At 60.7% G+C, this 14934-nt stretch carries 15 protein-coding genes; 10 read left to right on the top strand and 5 right to left on the bottom strand.

Features of this window, described 5'->3' with window-relative positions:
• The first annotated feature begins 14 nt into the window (after positions 1-14).
• On the top strand, positions 15-767 hold the full coding sequence (locus tag ACQK2G_RS18590; protein ID WP_425406531.1) for an SDR family oxidoreductase: 753 nt from the start codon (positions 15-17) through the stop codon (positions 765-767).
• A 51-nt stretch (positions 768-818) separates the two neighbouring features.
• Here the strand turns inward: ACQK2G_RS18590 and ACQK2G_RS18595 are convergent, their stop codons facing one another.
• The 3 genes from ACQK2G_RS18595 to ACQK2G_RS18605 are packed head-to-tail and all read right to left on the bottom strand — an operon-like array spanning position 819 to position 3245.
• Positions 819-1814, bottom strand: coding sequence for a formylglycine-generating enzyme family protein (locus ACQK2G_RS18595; RefSeq protein WP_425406532.1), 996 nt, complete (start codon positions 1812-1814; stop codon positions 819-821).
• Between the two features lie 53 nt (positions 1815-1867).
• Positions 1868-2284 (bottom strand): GNAT family N-acetyltransferase, encoded by a 417-nt coding sequence (locus tag ACQK2G_RS18600; protein ID WP_425406533.1) that lies wholly within the window; start codon positions 2282-2284, stop codon positions 1868-1870.
• A 13-nt stretch (positions 2285-2297) separates the two neighbouring features.
• Positions 2298-3245, bottom strand: a complete 948-nt coding sequence (locus ACQK2G_RS18605) for a 2-hydroxyacid dehydrogenase (protein WP_425406534.1) — start codon at positions 3243-3245, stop codon at positions 2298-2300.
• A gap of 375 nt (positions 3246-3620) precedes the next feature.
• Between ACQK2G_RS18605 and ACQK2G_RS18610 the strand changes: the two genes are divergently transcribed.
• From ACQK2G_RS18610 to ACQK2G_RS18650, 9 genes are all read left to right on the top strand, one after another.
• Positions 3621-3848 (top strand): Flp family type IVb pilin, encoded by a 228-nt coding sequence (locus ACQK2G_RS18610; protein ID WP_425406535.1) that lies wholly within the window; start codon positions 3621-3623, stop codon positions 3846-3848.
• A 137-nt stretch (positions 3849-3985) separates the two neighbouring features.
• Entirely contained in the window at positions 3986-4477 is a 492-nt protein-coding gene (locus ACQK2G_RS18615; protein ID WP_425406536.1) for an A24 family peptidase, read from the top strand.
• A 16-nt stretch (positions 4478-4493) separates the two neighbouring features.
• On the top strand, positions 4494-5375 hold the full coding sequence (gene cpaB, locus ACQK2G_RS18620) for a Flp pilus assembly protein CpaB (RefSeq protein WP_425406537.1): 882 nt from the start codon (positions 4494-4496) through the stop codon (positions 5373-5375).
• Complete coding sequence (locus ACQK2G_RS18625; RefSeq protein ID WP_425406538.1) at positions 5375-6907, top strand: type II and III secretion system protein family protein; 1533 nt, start codon at positions 5375-5377, stop codon at positions 6905-6907. Before cpaB ends, ACQK2G_RS18625 begins: the two co-directional genes overlap by 1 nt.
• Before the next feature lie 11 nt (positions 6908-6918).
• Entirely contained in the window at positions 6919-7521 is a 603-nt protein-coding gene (locus tag ACQK2G_RS18630; RefSeq protein ID WP_425406539.1) for a CpaD family pilus assembly lipoprotein, read from the top strand.
• Between the two features lie 23 nt (positions 7522-7544).
• Positions 7545-8723, top strand: coding sequence for an AAA family ATPase (locus tag ACQK2G_RS18635; RefSeq protein WP_425406540.1), 1179 nt, complete (start codon positions 7545-7547; stop codon positions 8721-8723).
• Positions 8711-10495, top strand: a complete 1785-nt coding sequence (locus ACQK2G_RS18640; protein WP_425406541.1) for a CpaF family protein — start codon at positions 8711-8713, stop codon at positions 10493-10495. The genes ACQK2G_RS18635 and ACQK2G_RS18640 overlap by 13 nt, the downstream gene beginning before the upstream one ends.
• Positions 10492-11493: a type II secretion system F family protein gene (locus ACQK2G_RS18645; RefSeq protein WP_425406542.1), complete on the top strand. Its 1002-nt coding sequence runs from the start codon at positions 10492-10494 to the stop codon at positions 11491-11493. The genes ACQK2G_RS18640 and ACQK2G_RS18645 overlap by 4 nt, the downstream gene beginning before the upstream one ends.
• A gap of 1 nt (position 11494) precedes the next feature.
• Positions 11495-12469, top strand: coding sequence for a type II secretion system F family protein (locus ACQK2G_RS18650; RefSeq protein ID WP_425406543.1), 975 nt, complete (start codon positions 11495-11497; stop codon positions 12467-12469).
• Between the two features lie 59 nt (positions 12470-12528).
• Here ACQK2G_RS18650 and ACQK2G_RS18655 read toward each other — a convergent pair whose 3' ends face one another.
• Together ACQK2G_RS18655 and ACQK2G_RS18660 are read right to left on the bottom strand one after the other, a co-directional pair.
• Positions 12529-13380, bottom strand: coding sequence for a tetratricopeptide repeat protein (locus ACQK2G_RS18655; protein ID WP_425406544.1), 852 nt, complete (start codon positions 13378-13380; stop codon positions 12529-12531).
• A 297-nt stretch (positions 13381-13677) separates the two neighbouring features.
• Complete coding sequence (locus ACQK2G_RS18660; RefSeq protein ID WP_425406545.1) at positions 13678-14910, bottom strand: CaiB/BaiF CoA transferase family protein; 1233 nt, start codon at positions 14908-14910, stop codon at positions 13678-13680.
• Positions 14911-14934: the final 24 nt, after the last annotated feature.

A 14934-nucleotide genomic window follows, 5' to 3' on the forward strand; every position in this document is an offset into this window, starting at 1 on the left:
GGGGAGGCATTTATATGAGCGATAGACCAGTAATCGTCGTCACGGGAGGAAGCCGGGGCATCGGCGCCGCCGTCTCGATAAAAGCGGCCAAGGCCGGCTATGATGTTGTCGTCAATTATGCGGGTAACGCGGAAGCGGCACAAAACACCATGGCCGCCTGCGAAGCGGCGGGTGCAAAGGCGATCGCGGTTCAGGCCGATGTCGCGAATCAGGACGGTGTCGATACCGTCTTCAAGGCTTGCGACGATACCTTCGGCCGGCTTGACGCCGTGGTGACCAATGCGGGCATCACCGGCGTTTCGGGCAAGCTGGTCGACGCCGACCCGGATATGATCAAGAGCGTGATTGATCTGAACGTCACTGGTGCGCTGCTGACGGCGCGGGCCGGGGCCGCCCGCATGATGACAAGCCGGGGCGGCAAGGGCGGTAATATCGTCAACCTGTCCTCCGCCGCCGTCTGGATCGGCAGCCCCAATGATTTCGTCTGGTATGCGACCAGCAAAGGCTCGATCGACGTGCTGACGCTTGGCCTGTCCCGCGAATTGGCGGGCGAAGGCATTCGCGTCAACGCGGTGGCTCCAGGCCTGATCGACACGGAAATCCACGCCTCGGCCGGTATCCCGGACCGAATCGAACGGCTGGGATCCTCGGTTCCCATCGGGCGCGCGGGATCGGCCGACGAAGTGGCCGATACCATCATGTATCTGATGTCGGACCAGGCTTCCTATGTCACGGGAACCGTGGTGAAGGTCGCCGGCGGCCGTTAAATTCCGGGGAAAGGTCGTCCCGCGCCGCCTGAAATTTGGATCAGCGAGGCCCTAACGGCTCATCGCGACCAGATCGAGGATGGTGCGGGCGACCCGAAACCCTGTACTGCCCGCCCGCAGAGCCGGGTCCTTGCTCCACCTGTTCGCGGAGCGGAGATTGTGCAACGGACTGCTCCACGATCCGCCGCGCACGACACGCTCCGCGCAATCGGACGTGTCGACGGCGAACGACGACCTTGCTTTCGGTGCGTAGTAGGGCCAGTAGCAATCCTCGACCATTTCCCAAACATTCCCATGAACGTCATGGACGCCGAACCCGTTGGCAACGAAGCTTCCCACCGGGGCGGTATGGGTGAATGGATCGCGACACCTGCCGCCTCGTTTTTTGAATGGCGTCTCCCATCCAGCCGAGTTGGCATAGTTGCAAAGCTCGGCGTATAGCAGATCATCCCCAAAGAAGAACCGTGACGTCGATCCCGCGCGCGCCACATATTCCCACTCGCTCTCGCTCAACAATCTGTAGATCTGACCGCTCTTGCGGCTTAGCCAATCCACGTAGGCGTGGGCATCATGCCAGCTCACACACACGACAGGGTCGCGGTCGGTTTGACGGAATCCGGGGTTCCGCCAATTGTTGGCGGCATTCCGTTTCAGATCGGCCCCATGATAGGTTGTGCAGGTATTGCCGGTATCGTGCCCTGTTTCGGCAACGAATTCCGCGAATTGGGCACGGGTCACTTCAAAAACGCCGACTGCGAAAGGCACGCTGATTCTTACAATATGCGCGGGTCCTTCATCGCTGGAACGGTCGATTTCCCCCCGTTGAGCCCCCATCAGGAACTGCCCTTTGGGCACGACCACCATCCGGGGGCATGTCTCACAGTCCTGGAACACGGTGCCCGGTGTCAGTGCCTTGGGCCCGACATCGAGACTTTCGCTTTGGCTGGACTGCGCCCAGCCCGGTTGGGACAGGCACAGCAGAACCACGCCGAGCAGAAAGAAAAAGTTCAGGCACAGTGTCGCCGATTTCACGAACCATCCCTCCATTCAGCCTCACCTGCCACGGCTACTCCCTTGCGACTGAGCTTGGCGCGAATGGATCAAATCCCGCCCGACGGATCGTAGATCCACATCGGTTTCGTACCCTCAGCCAAGGTGAAGCCGAGCTTCCGGTAGAAAGGCTCGGCATGGTCGTCCGCGATCAGGACCTGTTGATGGATATCCGCGTATCGTTTCATGGCGCGGTCCATCAGGGCTGACCCAACCCCTTTGCCGTGATAGTCGGGATGTACGATCAGATGCGGGTAGTAGACGACGAGATACCCGTCGGACAATGCATTGACCAAACCGATCAACCGCCCGCGATGGCGCGCCAGCACAAGGCTGTGACTTTTTTCCAAAGCCTTGCGCACCAGATCCGATTTCCTGCCGGAACTCCAGCCGTTGGCCAAATACAACGTGGCTATTTCCTGAACTTCCGGAAGCGGCCCAGTGCTGAATTCAACGCCTGAAATCATAGGGCTCGAATCCCTACCCGTTCACCTGCGTCGCCAACGGTTTGCCGGCGAAATGCAGCGCTAGGTTTTCGACAACAAGGTTGCCCATTGCCGCGCGGGTTTCTTCGGTTGCGCTGCCGACATGGGGCAGCAGCAGGGTCCGATCCGATTTGATGAAAGCCGCCGGTACGTGCGGCTCGTTCGCAAACACGTCCAGGCCGGCCCAACCGATCGTTCCATCGGCCATCGCGGCGAGCAGTGCTTCCTCGTCCACGCAGGACCCGCGCGAGATGTTGATCAACGACCCTTCGGGACCCAATGCCTTCAGGACCGCCGCATTGACGATATGGTGGGTGGATTCGCCCCCCGGACAGGCCACGACCAGATAATCCGCATCACCCGCCATGCGCACCACGTCATCATAGTATTGGTAGGAGACATCCGGCTTCGGCCGGGGACCGTGCCAGACCACCGTCACCCCGAAGACCTCCAGTTTCCGGGCGATATCCGCACCGATCCGGCCCAAACCGATAATCCCGACAGTCTTGCCCCTTACCGCGCGGGTCAACGCCATATTGCCGTCGCTCACCCATTTGCCCGCCCGCACGTAGCGGTCCGCCTGAACCAGGTCCCTGGACACGGCGAGCAGCATCATGACGGCAGTATTCGCGACATCATCCGTCAACACATCGGGCGTATTGGTAACCGGAATGCCCCGTTCCGTCGCGGCCGGAATGTCGATCGCATCGGTGCCGACCCCGAAACTGGAGATGATTTCCAGGTTCGGAAGGGCGAAAATCATCTGCCTGGATGCACCGTAATGGCCGGTCGTCGCAATTCCGCGAATCGTGTCAGCTACTTCAGCAAGCTTCTTTTCCTTGTCCTCGAACGTCCAATAGCGATGCAGAACATAGGCATCTTCCAACGCTTGCATGATTTTCGGCGGCAATTGGCCTACCACCAAAACGGCAGGTTTCGTCATCACGGACTCCAGATTTTTGCTTGGTCTTTTCGATCAGCCGTTGACGGCATCCAGATACGCACATCCTTACAATGGTAAAAAAGCCGTGTCAGGACAAGCGCTTATGCGCCAGCCGTTCAGCAGCCATAGGCAACACAGAATTTACCGCGAATTTTAGCGGATTTTGCAGTGGTTTTGAGCCTGATCCGAAGGACGGAAGATTGTTTCATCCATTTGGATTTTATGGATAATTTTAGTTTCCTCAATTTTGCGGAATTGCAGCGATAATCCCGAACGATACTCGTTGAGAGAAATCTAATTTGGCCGTTCTCTTCAGTCATCACGACGCGGCACAGCACAGTCTCGTCGCAGCGCTAGCAAGAGGAGGTCACCAAAATGATCACGCGCAACAAGTTGATTTCGTTCTTCAAAGATGAATCCGGCGCCACCGCCATCGAATATGGCCTGATCGCGGCTCTCGTTTCCGTCGCGGCAATCGGCGCCCTTCAAGCCATGGGTGGTTCGTTGGAGCAGATCTTCACGAACGTCTCCGGCACGCTCGACAGCGCCGTCACCAGCGGCACGACGGATGGCGGCGGCGAAACCGCGCCCCCGGCCGAATAAGACAACCGCGTAACTGACCGGTTGCTGCGCTCCAGCGTTGCAGGGCTGACGAAGCGGACTTCTCCCCTCGCCATCCGCAACTCACCTTGCAACCTGGAGCGCCGGTCGGCCGGCAAGAAAGTTTCAAGACAAAGACAATGAACGTACAGGCGGCACATCCGGAAATCTTCTTCCTCGGCACATTCGCCATTTTGGTATCGGCCGCCGCCCTCAGCGATATCAAATTCCGTCTAATCCCCAATTCCCTGTCACTGATCATCGCCGCCCTTTGGCTTCCCTATGCGATCTTCACGACCGGCGAGTTTCTTTATCCCTTTATCACCGCATTCATTATCCTGACCCTGGGCATTGCCGCTTTTTCCCGCGGCTGGCTGGGCGGCGGCGACGCGAAGCTCCTCGCGGTCTGCGCCCTCTGGATGGGACCTGCGGAAATCTTTCCCTTCCTGTTTCATACCGCATTGGCGGGCGGCGCCATGGCTATTCTGTGGCGCTTTGAAGGCCCGGTGCGGTTTGCCCTGGCGCGCGGCGGTCTGGACGTTCACCTCGCCGTCACCCGCGAACTTCCCTATGGACTTGCCATTGCCGTCGGCGCGTTGCTCGCCGCCGCGCGCATGGCCGGTATTTCCTGATCGAAAGGAATAGACAATGCGCGTAAGAACGATAGTCCTGGCAGTGGTCGCGGTCGGCGCGGCGTTCGGCGCCGCGACATTGGCGCGCGATTGGCTGGAGGCCCAGCAGCAGGCGCTTCAGGCGCAACTCGCCGCGAACAAGCCGGAACCGGTAAAGGTCGAAACCGCCAAGGTTCTGGTGGCGCGCGACGATCTGCCGGCGGGCACCTTCCTGCGCGAGGATAATGTCCGTTTCGCCGATTGGCCGAAAGACGGCGTTGCCGAAACCTATTTCATCAAGGAAGAAACCACGCTGGAAGACCTTTCGGGCGCCGTAGTTCGGTCCGGCCTGACGACGGGCGAACCGTTGACGGTTGGTCGGATCGTCCGTCCCGGCGATCGTGGTTTCCTTGCCGCCGTCCTGCGCCCCGGCATGCGGGCGATCTCGGTCCCGATCAATGCGACAACCGGCATTTCCGGCTTCATCTTTCCGGGCGACTATGTCGACCTGCTGCTGACACAATCGTTGAAGCGCGGGGACACCACCCGCCATGCCAGCGAGACGGTGCTTCGCGAAGTTCGCGTCCTCGCCGTCGACCAGCGGGTCAGCGACCAGGAAGGGACGCCTGCCGTCGCCAAGACGGCCACGCTGGAAGTCACCCCGAAACAGGCCGAGGAAATCGCGGTGGTCATGGAAATCGGCCGCTTGTCCCTCGCCCTGCGCAGCCTGCCGCAGGAAACCGAAACCGGCGATGAGATCATCGAACCGTTCGGCCCGACCCTGACCTGGGACAGCCAGGTCAGCCGCGTCCTGCAGGCGCCGGCGTCGGTCAGTTCCGACGGCAAACCCGCAACCACGGAAGTGAAGGTCGTGCGCGGGTCGGAATCCCAAACACTCGCCTTCCGGAGGGTCCAATAATGACGACACTTCATGTCATGGGCCGTGCGCCGAACGCACCGATGAGCAATCACTCGATGATGATGAGCCGCGCGCCCTACAAGCGCCGTATTTTCCGCCGCACATCCGGCATGTCGCCGATCAAATACGTTCTGCTGTTCGCGTTCCTGTTCGCGGCCGGCGCCGCCGGCGCCGTTCCCGTCCTCGCCGCGAACCTGGAATTGGCGGCAGCGCCCGGACAGCCGATGCCCTACACGGCAACGGAAGGGCCGAGTTCGGCAATCGCTTTGGACATCAACGCGGGCACCATGCTGCGCCTGCCGACAGCCGCCAATGCGGTCTTTGTTGCAAATCCCGAGATCGCCGACGTTCAGTTGAAATCCCCGAAGCTCATGTTCGTGCATGCGCGCCAACCGGGTGAGACGTCGATCTTCGCCGTCGACAAGAACGACAACATCATCATGAGCCACCGGGTCACGGTCGGACACAACCTGACCCGGCTTGGTGAAGTGATGCGCCAGGTCCGTCCGGACGCGAATATCCAGGTGGCGTCGCTGGGCGACTCCATCGTGCTGACCGGCACAGTCGGCAGCGCGCAGGAATCCGACGACCTTCGGGGACTGGCGGCGCAACTGCTGGGCAAGAACGGCCAGATCATCAACCGACTGTCGATCGCCAAGCCGCAACAGGTGAACCTGCGCGTTCGCATCGCCGAAGTCAGCCGCGACATCACCAAGCAATTCAATATCAACTTGGGCATCGCACAGACCATCGGCGACCTGACGCTGAACGGCGCGACAGGCCTGTTCGTCAACGGTGGCGCCGCGACCGGAACACAAGTCATCCAAGGCGCGCTCAACTCAGGCAATACCAGCATCGACTTTCTGCTCGACGCGCTGGATCAAAACGGCCTGATCACACTGCTCGCCGAACCGAACCTGACCGCGCAGACCGGCGCCGAAGCGAATTTCCTGGTCGGCGGTGAATTCCCGATCCCGATCCGCGACGACGACGGCGACCTTGCCATCATCTTCAAGCAGTTCGGTGTCAGCCTGGGCTTCATCCCCATCGTGCTGGAAGACGGTCAGATTTCGATCAAGATCCTGACCGAAGTGAGCGAGCTGTCAGCCGCCGGCGCAATCACGATCGACGCGCTGACGATCCCCGCCCTGTCGACCCGCCGCGCGGAAACCACGGTCAATCTGGGAAGCGGCCAAAGCTTCGCGATTGCCGGCCTGCTGCAGAATACCACCAACAATGCCTTGGACCGTTTTCCGGGCCTCGGCGAGTTGCCGATCCTGGGCACCCTGTTCCGGTCCACCGATTTCCAGCGTTCGGAAAGCGAGTTGCTGGTCATCGTGACGCCGTATCTGGTGCGCCCGGTTTCGAACCGGATTGCGGACCCGACGGATCGCTATCAACCGTCCAAGGAGTCCGACCGCATCCTCATGGGCAACCTGACCAAGAGCATCCCGGCCAATGTGACCACCGCCGCTTTCGACGGCCAGGGCCGCCGGGGCTATGTCGGCACAGCCGGTTTCATCCTGCGCTGAGGACAAATCTTATGCTGAAGAAAACAACAATACTCGCGTTTGTCGCCCTGGGTCTTTCCGGCTGCTTCACCGGACAGGAGGTGACGAGTATCGAAAGGCGCCCCCAAGCGCAGGTCGAATTCACCCAATTCACGCATGTCGTGTCCGCCTCGGATCAGACGCAGGTCATTGCCGGAACGGACGGCTTCCTGCGTGCGTTCCGGGCCCGGTATGGCGACGTGGTCTTCGTCAGCGGCGGTGCCACCGGACAACGAAGCGATTTGGCTGCCTACTTGCGCCGTTCGCATCCCGCGCTGCGTATCGTTTTGCGCGATGCGGCGGACCCGCAGCCCCTCACCCTGGTTCTGGAACGCGCCGTCGCTTTCACCGCAGAATGCGATTATTTCGCCCGCTCCGTGACCGACGGAGCCGATCAGGCGCCATTACCTGGTTTCGGATGCGCCAGCGACATGAGCCTCGCGCAAATGATTGCAGATCCACGCGACCTCGTGACCGGAAAAGCCGGCGGCGCGGTCGACGCGGAACTGCCGACCGACATCATTCAAGCAGTCCGGGAGGAGCGTTTCTCGATCACCGTCGAAGAAACGACCACCACGGGAACGTCCGAGAACTGATCGGAAGCAGGCGGAGAGTCCAGATGAATACCCCGCAGGAACGCACCTTAAGCCTTGTCGCCGTCAGTGACGACGCGATGCTGACCGACGTGCTCGCGCGCATGGTCGATGGCGGCTTCAACGCCGCGGCGGAAGTCCTGCCCCGTTCCGCCCTGCCGGAACAACTGTCGGATTGGCAGGCCGATCTGATCCTCTTGGACGTCACCAACGACATCGATCCGGTGGACAGAATTCAGCGGACCGCCATTGCCTCCCACGGCCGGGTCGTCGCGATCGGGGACGTGAATGACGTTTCCATGTATCGGGCGGCGATGCAGGCAGGGGCGGAAGACTACCTGTTGATGCCGCTGGACGAAACGACGCTGACAGACGTCATTACACGGGCCCGCACCCCGGCCGCGCGCCCTCCCGCAATCGAGGAAGAGCCAGAAGGCAGCAGCTTGCATCTGGTGATCGGCGCACGAGGCGGTGTCGGGGCGACCAGTTTCGCGGTTTCGACGGCATGGCTTTCCGCTGAGACCTTCGAACGCGAAACAGCTTTGATCGACCTGGATTTGCATTTCGGCAGCTGTGCCCTCGCGCTCGACCTGCTGCCGGGCTCCGGCCTGCGCGATGCCCTGCAACATCCCGAACGCATCGATTCGTTGTTCATCGGCAGCGCCATGATCAACGCGACGAGCAAGCTTTTCGTGCTGGGGGCGGAAGAATCCCTCGACCACAACGTGGATCCTTCGCCGGCCGCGATCGCGACCCTTTACGAAGCCATATCCGCGACTTTCAAAACCGTCATCGTCGATCTTCCCCGGCATGCACTTCATTACGCGCATTCACTGATCGAAGCGGCGGACAGCATCACCATCGTGACCGATTCCTCGATCGCCGGATTGCGCGACACGGTGCGCCTGCAAGAGGTTCTGGCCGATGGCATGAAATCGCGAAACATTCAAATCGCGGTCGTCGAGCGGCCCAAGCCGCAGCAGCAGGTCACGGCCAAGGAAATGGAGCAAGGCCTGGGCAGCAAGGTCCACGCCTGGATACCGCATGATGCGAAATCGGCCGCCGCCGCGGCGACACAGGGCAAATCCCTGCCGGAAATCGCCGGGCCGCGCAGCCCGGTCACCAAGGCGCTTTCCACATTGGCGCGCGATTTCGCAGGCATTTCTGATGAGAAGGCGAAAGGGAAAAAGCTATGGCGCTGGTAGACAGCCTCCGCGCCCGGCGCGGCGACAAGTCGGAAGTCGAATCCGCCACTATCGCGCTTCGCCGTTTTCGGGACGACATGACGCCGATCATCGCCGATGCGCTGGCCGCGCAGGATCCTCGCTTCGCCAAAAGGGGCGACCTCAGCAAGGTCATCAAGGACACGATCAACAGCGAAGCGTCGAAACAGCGGATCACCTTGAGCCTGCTGCAGGAACGCAACCTGATCACCGAACTGCTGAACGAATGGATATCCACCGGCGGCAAACCGGATGCGGCCTTCACACCGGACGAACCGGCCGCCCCGTCCGACCCTGTACGGCCTTCGATCCGTATCGGCGGCCAACAGATTCCCGCCCGGCCGGCCAGCCAGGTCCAGGCACCGCCGATCCGGCCGGAGCAAGCCCTTGCACCCGCGCCGACCGATGGCGAGACGATCCCCGGAACCCGTCTCTCGGATCTGATGTGGGATGCCGAACCGGAAGCAGCGCCGGCGAAGCAGGAGAATATGGGCCGCGCGACGGTCGAGGCCGCCGCCGAAGTGGTCCGCGGGCCGCTCACGGAACAGATCGATGTCAGCGCCGCAGCCAAATTGTCGCGCGGTGAACTCGCGAAACAGATTACCGAAATCCTCTCCGATATCCTGCGCGCCAAGCAGATCCAGCTGAACTCCATGGAACAGCGGGATCTGGTGACGTTGCTGATCAACGATATGCTGGGTCTGGGGCCGTTGGAAGCGCTGCTCTCCGACGAGAGCGTGACCGATATCATGATCAATGGCCCTTATCAGATCTATGTCGAACGAAAGGGCAAGTTGACGCTGACCGATATCCGGTTCCGCGACAATCAGCACCTCATGGGCGTTTGCACCAGGATCGTGAACCGGATCGGCCGACGCATCGACGAAAGTTCGCCGATGTGCGATGCACGTCTCGAAGACGGCAGCCGTGTGAACATCATCATCCCGCCGCTTGCCCTCGACGGCGCCTCGGTCTCGATCCGAAAGTTTTCAGAAAAGAAGATCACGCTGGAGGTCATGACCTCCCAGAACAACATCTCCAAGCCGATGGAGACCGTACTGAAGATCGCCGGGCGCAGCCGGCTGAACATTCTGATCAGCGGCGGTACCGGGTCGGGTAAGACCACCCTGCTGAACGCATTGAGCCGAATGGTCGATACCGGTGAACGGGTGGTGACGATCGAGGATGCCGCCGAACTGCAACTGCAGCAGCCCCACGTGGTGCGTTTGGAGACACGCCCGCCGAACCTGGAAGGACGCGGCGAGATCACGATGCGGGACCTGGTCAAGAACGCGCTTCGTATGCGCCCCGATCGGATCATCCTTGGTGAAATTCGTGGCGGTGAGGCCATCGACATGCTGCAGGCCATGAATACCGGCCATGACGGCTCGATGTGTACGATCCACGCGAACAATCCGCGCGAAGCTCTGACCCGGCTGGAAAACATGGTTTCCATGGCCGGCTTCAATCTGCCGGCAAAGGCGATGCGGCAGCAGATCGCGTCCGCCGTCGACTTGATCGTTCAGGTCAGCCGGATGCGCGACGGCAAACGCCGGATCACCAGTGTGACCGAAGTGGTCGGCATGGAGGGAGAGATCATCACGACGCAGGAACTGTTCGCCTATCGCTTCAAGGGCGAGGATCAGGAAGGCAATCTGCTCGGCGATTTCGAACCGGCGGGCCTGCGCCCACACTTCGCGGAGAAGGCATCCTATTTCGGCCTCGAACGGCCACTGCTGGAGGCCATGTCGTGACGGAGTTTCTTAAACTTCTGACGCCCGACGTGATGTTCGCGGCGATCGCCATTCTGGTGGCGGTGGCAGTACTTGCCGGCGTCTACGTTCTGGCTTCCATGAACCTGCGGGAGCGCGGCCACCGCCGCGGCCGCCTGGAACGCGCGGTGTCACGGCGGCGCGGACCGAAGCAGGCGGATGAGGTTGTTTCGCTGCGCCGCGCCGATCCCACCAGCCGCTTCGACAAGTTCTTCGGGCCCCTGTTGCCGAAGCCGGACCAACTTCGCATCCGTTTGCGCCAAACCGGCCGAAAAATATCGCCCGGCCAGTTTGGATTGGGAATTCTTCTGACAGTGGTCGTGGTCTTCACGATGATGTGGCGGTTGGGCGGCCTGCCGGCGACGACCGCGATCGTTATCGGTATTGCCGCCGGCTTGCTGGTGCCGAACTTTGCTGTCTCGACGATGATCCGCCGCCGCCGCGATACGTTTGTCGACAAACTGGCCGATGGTATTGACGTCATGGTCCGCGGGTTGAAGGCGGGATTGCCCGTTTCGGAAACCGTCGTTGCCGTGGCGAATGAAGCCAAATCGCCGGTGAAGGAGATCTTTGCCGAGGTCGCGGACCGGGTTCGTGTCGGCGCGCAGGTAGACGACGCCTTCGCCCAGGCTGCGGACAACATTGCCGCACCGGAGCTGAAATTCCTGGCCATCACCCTGTCGGTGCAGAAGGAGACCGGCGGCAATCTGGCCGAGACGCTGGAAAATCTGTCCGAAATTTTGCGGAAGCGTCGCCAGATGAAACTGAAGATCAAGGCGGTTTCGTCCGAAGCACGGGCCAGTGCGACCATTCTGGGGTCCCTGCCCTTCGTGATGTTCGGCATCCTGCTGCTCGTAAACCCCAGCTATGCGACCGAACTTTTCCACGACCCACGCGGTCATATGCTACTGGCCGCCGGATTGGGCAGCATGGCGTTGGGTATCGGCGTGATGATGAAAATGGTGAGGTTCGAGATCTGACATGACATTCGATGACCTTCTCCCCACCGGATGGTCCGCCGCGGATCTGGTTTTCGCTCTGGCTTGGATCGCAACCTTCTTCGCAGTCGTCGCCATCTGGGTGCCGCTGCTGGAGCGGCGCCCCAGCAGCCGGCGCGCTGCCGCCATTCGCCAGCGCCGCGCCGACCTTTTGACCAAGGCCCGCGAGCCCAAGGGGCGTGGTCTCGGCAAACAGGGGATCGGTTTCGCCAAACAAGTCGTTCAGCGGCTGGAATTGCTTGGCAGCGGCCAGCATGAGGCAGCGCAGTTGAAGATGCTGAGGGCCGGCAATCGATCGAAGGATGCGGTTGTCCTTTTCCTTTTCATGAAGTTGGCAATGCCGATCATCCTCGGTAGCGTCACTGCCATCCTGCTTTACGGGACCGGCCTGTATCCGATGCCCCCGATGATAAAGCTGGTCGTTTCCCTGACGATGATTCTGGTCGGCTTTTACCTTCCGGAAATTTATGCCCGGAACGCGGCGGACAAACGCAAGGCCGTTTTGTCAAAGGCCATGCCGGACGCGATGGACCTTCTGGTGATTTCCGTCGAAGCGGGCTTGAACCTGGATTCAGCACTGATCCGTGTAGCGCGCGAGCTTCGCCTTTCCTGCCCCGAACTGGCGGACGAACTGGAACTCACCGCAGTTGAACTTGGTTTTCTGCAGGAGCGTCGTGAAGCGCTCCGCAACCTCGAAATTCGAACAGACCTCCCCTCGGTCACCGCCTTGGTCGGCACGCTCGCCCAGGCGGAAAAATACGGCACGCCCCTGGCGCAAAGCCTGCGTGTGCTGGCCGCCGAAATGCGGACCGAACGTTTGATGAAGGCGGAGGAAAAGGCGGCGAAACTACCGGCGACGCTGACCGTGCCGATGGTGGTATTCATCATGCCCGCCCTGTTCATCGTGCTGATCGGCCCGGGCATCCTGCGCACCGTTGATGCGCTCGGCAATCTCTAGAAAAGGCGGCTCGTCGGACGGTGTTCAGGTCGTCCGGCAACATCGCTTACTATGTAAATTCAGGATTGCGGCGGTTGGCCGTTCGCCATGAAAGCGCGGATCGAGTCAAGCCGGCGTTTTGGGTCCTGCAGTCCACGAATGGTCCGGAAGTATTCAAGGTTCCGTTCAACCGAAGCCGGATCCAGATCGAACGAGGCCCGCTCTCGGGCTTCCGCTTCCTGACCGGATAATGCCAAAGCCATGACCAATGTCTGCCGGTGCTGCGTCGATGCGCCGGGCGCAGAAGCGACCTTTCGCAGTCGGGCGATGCCTTCCGCTTCTTCGCCTGCCAGGAATTGACTGAGACCGAGATTGTGCTGCAGGTCGATATTGTCGCCCGCCTGGGCCAATCCGGATTGATAGGTCGACTGCGCCGCCTGGTGATCGCCCGTCATATCATAGGCAGCGCCTAGACCGAGATACGCGCGATAATCCGTCGGGGCGGCTTCGACCGCCGCGAGATAATGCGGGATCGCCAATGCGGGTTCTCCGATGGAGAGCAGGGCATTGGCCAAGCCGCGTCGCGCTTCCACATCCTTTGGCGCCCTGGTCAGGGCCGCGCGGTAGGCATCGGTCGCTTCCTCTGGTGCACCGCCCAGCGACAGAGCCAGCCCAAGCTTGGCCAACGGTTCCGGTGCTTCAAGATTCACCGAATGTGCATTGCGGAACAAAGACGCCGCCGCAGCATAGTCTCCGGCTTGCATCTTCTCTTCGCCAGCGTTCATGACGGCTTCGAAAGTCGCGGTCGACGGCGCCGAACCGGCCAGTTTCGCCTGTTCACCCGTCAGCATGCAGCCCGGCAAAGCCAAACACGCCAAAACGGTGCCCGCCTTAAGATGCCAGCGCAAACGCCTGCCCAATCGCGTGCGCATGATATGATCCTTATGTTACCAGATCTTGCCGCGACCCTACCCGATGGCCTGAGCACAGGCATTAAAAAAAACGCAACATTTCAATTGATTGCCAGCTTTTCGCCAAGCGTCCCTGGATACCTTCCCAACCATAGTCGCTGAAAAACCGGCGCCTGATGCGATAAGATGGCATTCCGATGGTCATGACATTGGATATATTCGCGCCTGTTCAACGGCCAAAATGACATGACCGAATACGCGTTTTGATATCTGTACGGAACGCTTGGACGGTCAAGACGCGGCCGGGAAATTCGCTGGCTAGTCCTTGACCGTCGTCGCGCCGGAGTCCCCGAGGGCATTGATCTCAGTCTCGTCCATGCCGAGCAGTTCCTGCAGAACCTCTTCGGTGTGCTGCCCCAGTGTCGGCGGCGCATGCCTGTACTGCACGGGCGTGCCGGACATTTTCACCGGATTGGCGATAAGCGGGACGGTGCCTTCGCCCGCGGTCGGATGCGGCAGATCGATACGCATGCCGCGAGCCTGGACTTGCGGATCCTCAAACACCTGCTTGATGTTGTTGACCGGACTGCAGGGCACCCCACGGCTGGCGAGCCCGTCGACCCATTCCGATACGGTCTTCTGTTTCATATAGGCCGGCATTGCCGCGTAGAGATCTTCGCGGTTCATCACACGTTTCGAATTCGTCTCGAAACGCGGATCCGCGGCGAGATCATCGGCGCCTGCGAAATCGCACCATTTGCGGTACTGACCATCATTGCCGACCGCCAGGATGACATGTCCGTCGGCGCATTCGAAAACCTTGTAGGGAACAATGTTCGGATGCTCGTTGCCGCGCGGCTGCGGCACCTTGCCGGAAACCAGGTAGTTCACGCCTTCATTGATCAGCCACGCCACCTGGGTATCCAGAAGGCAGCAGTCGATATGCTGGCCCTCACCCGTCCGATCCCGGTGCCGCAAAGCGGCCAGGATTGCGGTCGACGCATACATGCCGCACATGACATCCGCGATGCCGACGCCGACCTTCACCGGCTCGACGCCCGGCGTGCCTGTGATCGACATGATCCCGCCCAGGCCCTGGGCCAGGAAGTCATAACCCGCGCGCGGGGCATAAGGACCGGTCTGACCGAAGCCGGTGATCGAGCAATAAATCAGAGACGGGTTCTCTTCCTTGAGATCTTCATAGGACAGGCCGTAGGCCTTCAATCCGCCGACCTTGAAGTTCTCCACCAGGATATCGCATTCCTTGATCATCCGGCGGGCGAGCGCCTGTCCTTCCTCGCTGGCCAGGTTGATCGTCACGGAACGCTTGTTTCGGTTGGCGCAGAGATAATAGGCGCTTTCAGTCGTATCCTCGCCGTCATGGCCCTTTACATAAGGGGGGCCCCATTTCCGCGTATCGTCGCCTTGGTCCGGGCGCTCGATCTTGATCACATCCGCACCCAGATCACCAAGATATTGCGTGCAGGTCGGCCCGGCCAGAATTCGGGTGAGGTCGAAGATGCGAACGCCTTCAAGCGGCATGCCTGTCATGATTTCCCCCTTGCCGAAAAATAC

Origin of the sequence: Hwanghaeella sp. (genome assembly GCF_965227365.1) — a bacterium.
Taxonomy (GTDB): Bacteria; Pseudomonadota; Alphaproteobacteria; order UBA8366; family Aestuariispiraceae; genus Hwanghaeella.

Excerpts from the sequence above, each read along its gene's own strand:
- ACQK2G_RS18590 (WP_425406531.1), top strand. The coding sequence starts at position 15 with ATGAGCGATAGACCAGTAATCGTCGTCACGGGAGGAAGCCGGGGCATC.
- ACQK2G_RS18595 (WP_425406532.1), bottom strand. The coding sequence starts at position 1,814 with ATGGAGGGATGGTTCGTGAAATCGGCGACACTGTGCCTGAACTTTTTC.
- ACQK2G_RS18600 (WP_425406533.1), bottom strand. The coding sequence starts at position 2,284 with ATGATTTCAGGCGTTGAATTCAGCACTGGGCCGCTTCCGGAAGTTCAG.
- ACQK2G_RS18605 (WP_425406534.1), bottom strand. The coding sequence starts at position 3,245 with ATGACGAAACCTGCCGTTTTGGTGGTAGGCCAATTGCCGCCGAAAATC.
- ACQK2G_RS18610 (WP_425406535.1), top strand. The coding sequence starts at position 3,621 with ATGATCACGCGCAACAAGTTGATTTCGTTCTTCAAAGATGAATCCGGC.
- ACQK2G_RS18615 (WP_425406536.1), top strand. The coding sequence starts at position 3,986 with ATGAACGTACAGGCGGCACATCCGGAAATCTTCTTCCTCGGCACATTC.
- cpaB (WP_425406537.1), top strand. The coding sequence starts at position 4,494 with ATGCGCGTAAGAACGATAGTCCTGGCAGTGGTCGCGGTCGGCGCGGCG.
- ACQK2G_RS18625 (WP_425406538.1), top strand. The coding sequence starts at position 5,375 with ATGACGACACTTCATGTCATGGGCCGTGCGCCGAACGCACCGATGAGC.
- ACQK2G_RS18630 (WP_425406539.1), top strand. The coding sequence starts at position 6,919 with ATGCTGAAGAAAACAACAATACTCGCGTTTGTCGCCCTGGGTCTTTCC.
- ACQK2G_RS18635 (WP_425406540.1), top strand. The coding sequence starts at position 7,545 with ATGAATACCCCGCAGGAACGCACCTTAAGCCTTGTCGCCGTCAGTGAC.
- ACQK2G_RS18640 (WP_425406541.1), top strand. The coding sequence starts at position 8,711 with ATGGCGCTGGTAGACAGCCTCCGCGCCCGGCGCGGCGACAAGTCGGAA.
- ACQK2G_RS18650 (WP_425406543.1), top strand. The coding sequence starts at position 11,495 with ATGACATTCGATGACCTTCTCCCCACCGGATGGTCCGCCGCGGATCTG.
- ACQK2G_RS18655 (WP_425406544.1), bottom strand. The coding sequence starts at position 13,380 with ATGCGCACGCGATTGGGCAGGCGTTTGCGCTGGCATCTTAAGGCGGGC.
- ACQK2G_RS18660 (WP_425406545.1), bottom strand. The coding sequence starts at position 14,910 with ATGACAGGCATGCCGCTTGAAGGCGTTCGCATCTTCGACCTCACCCGA.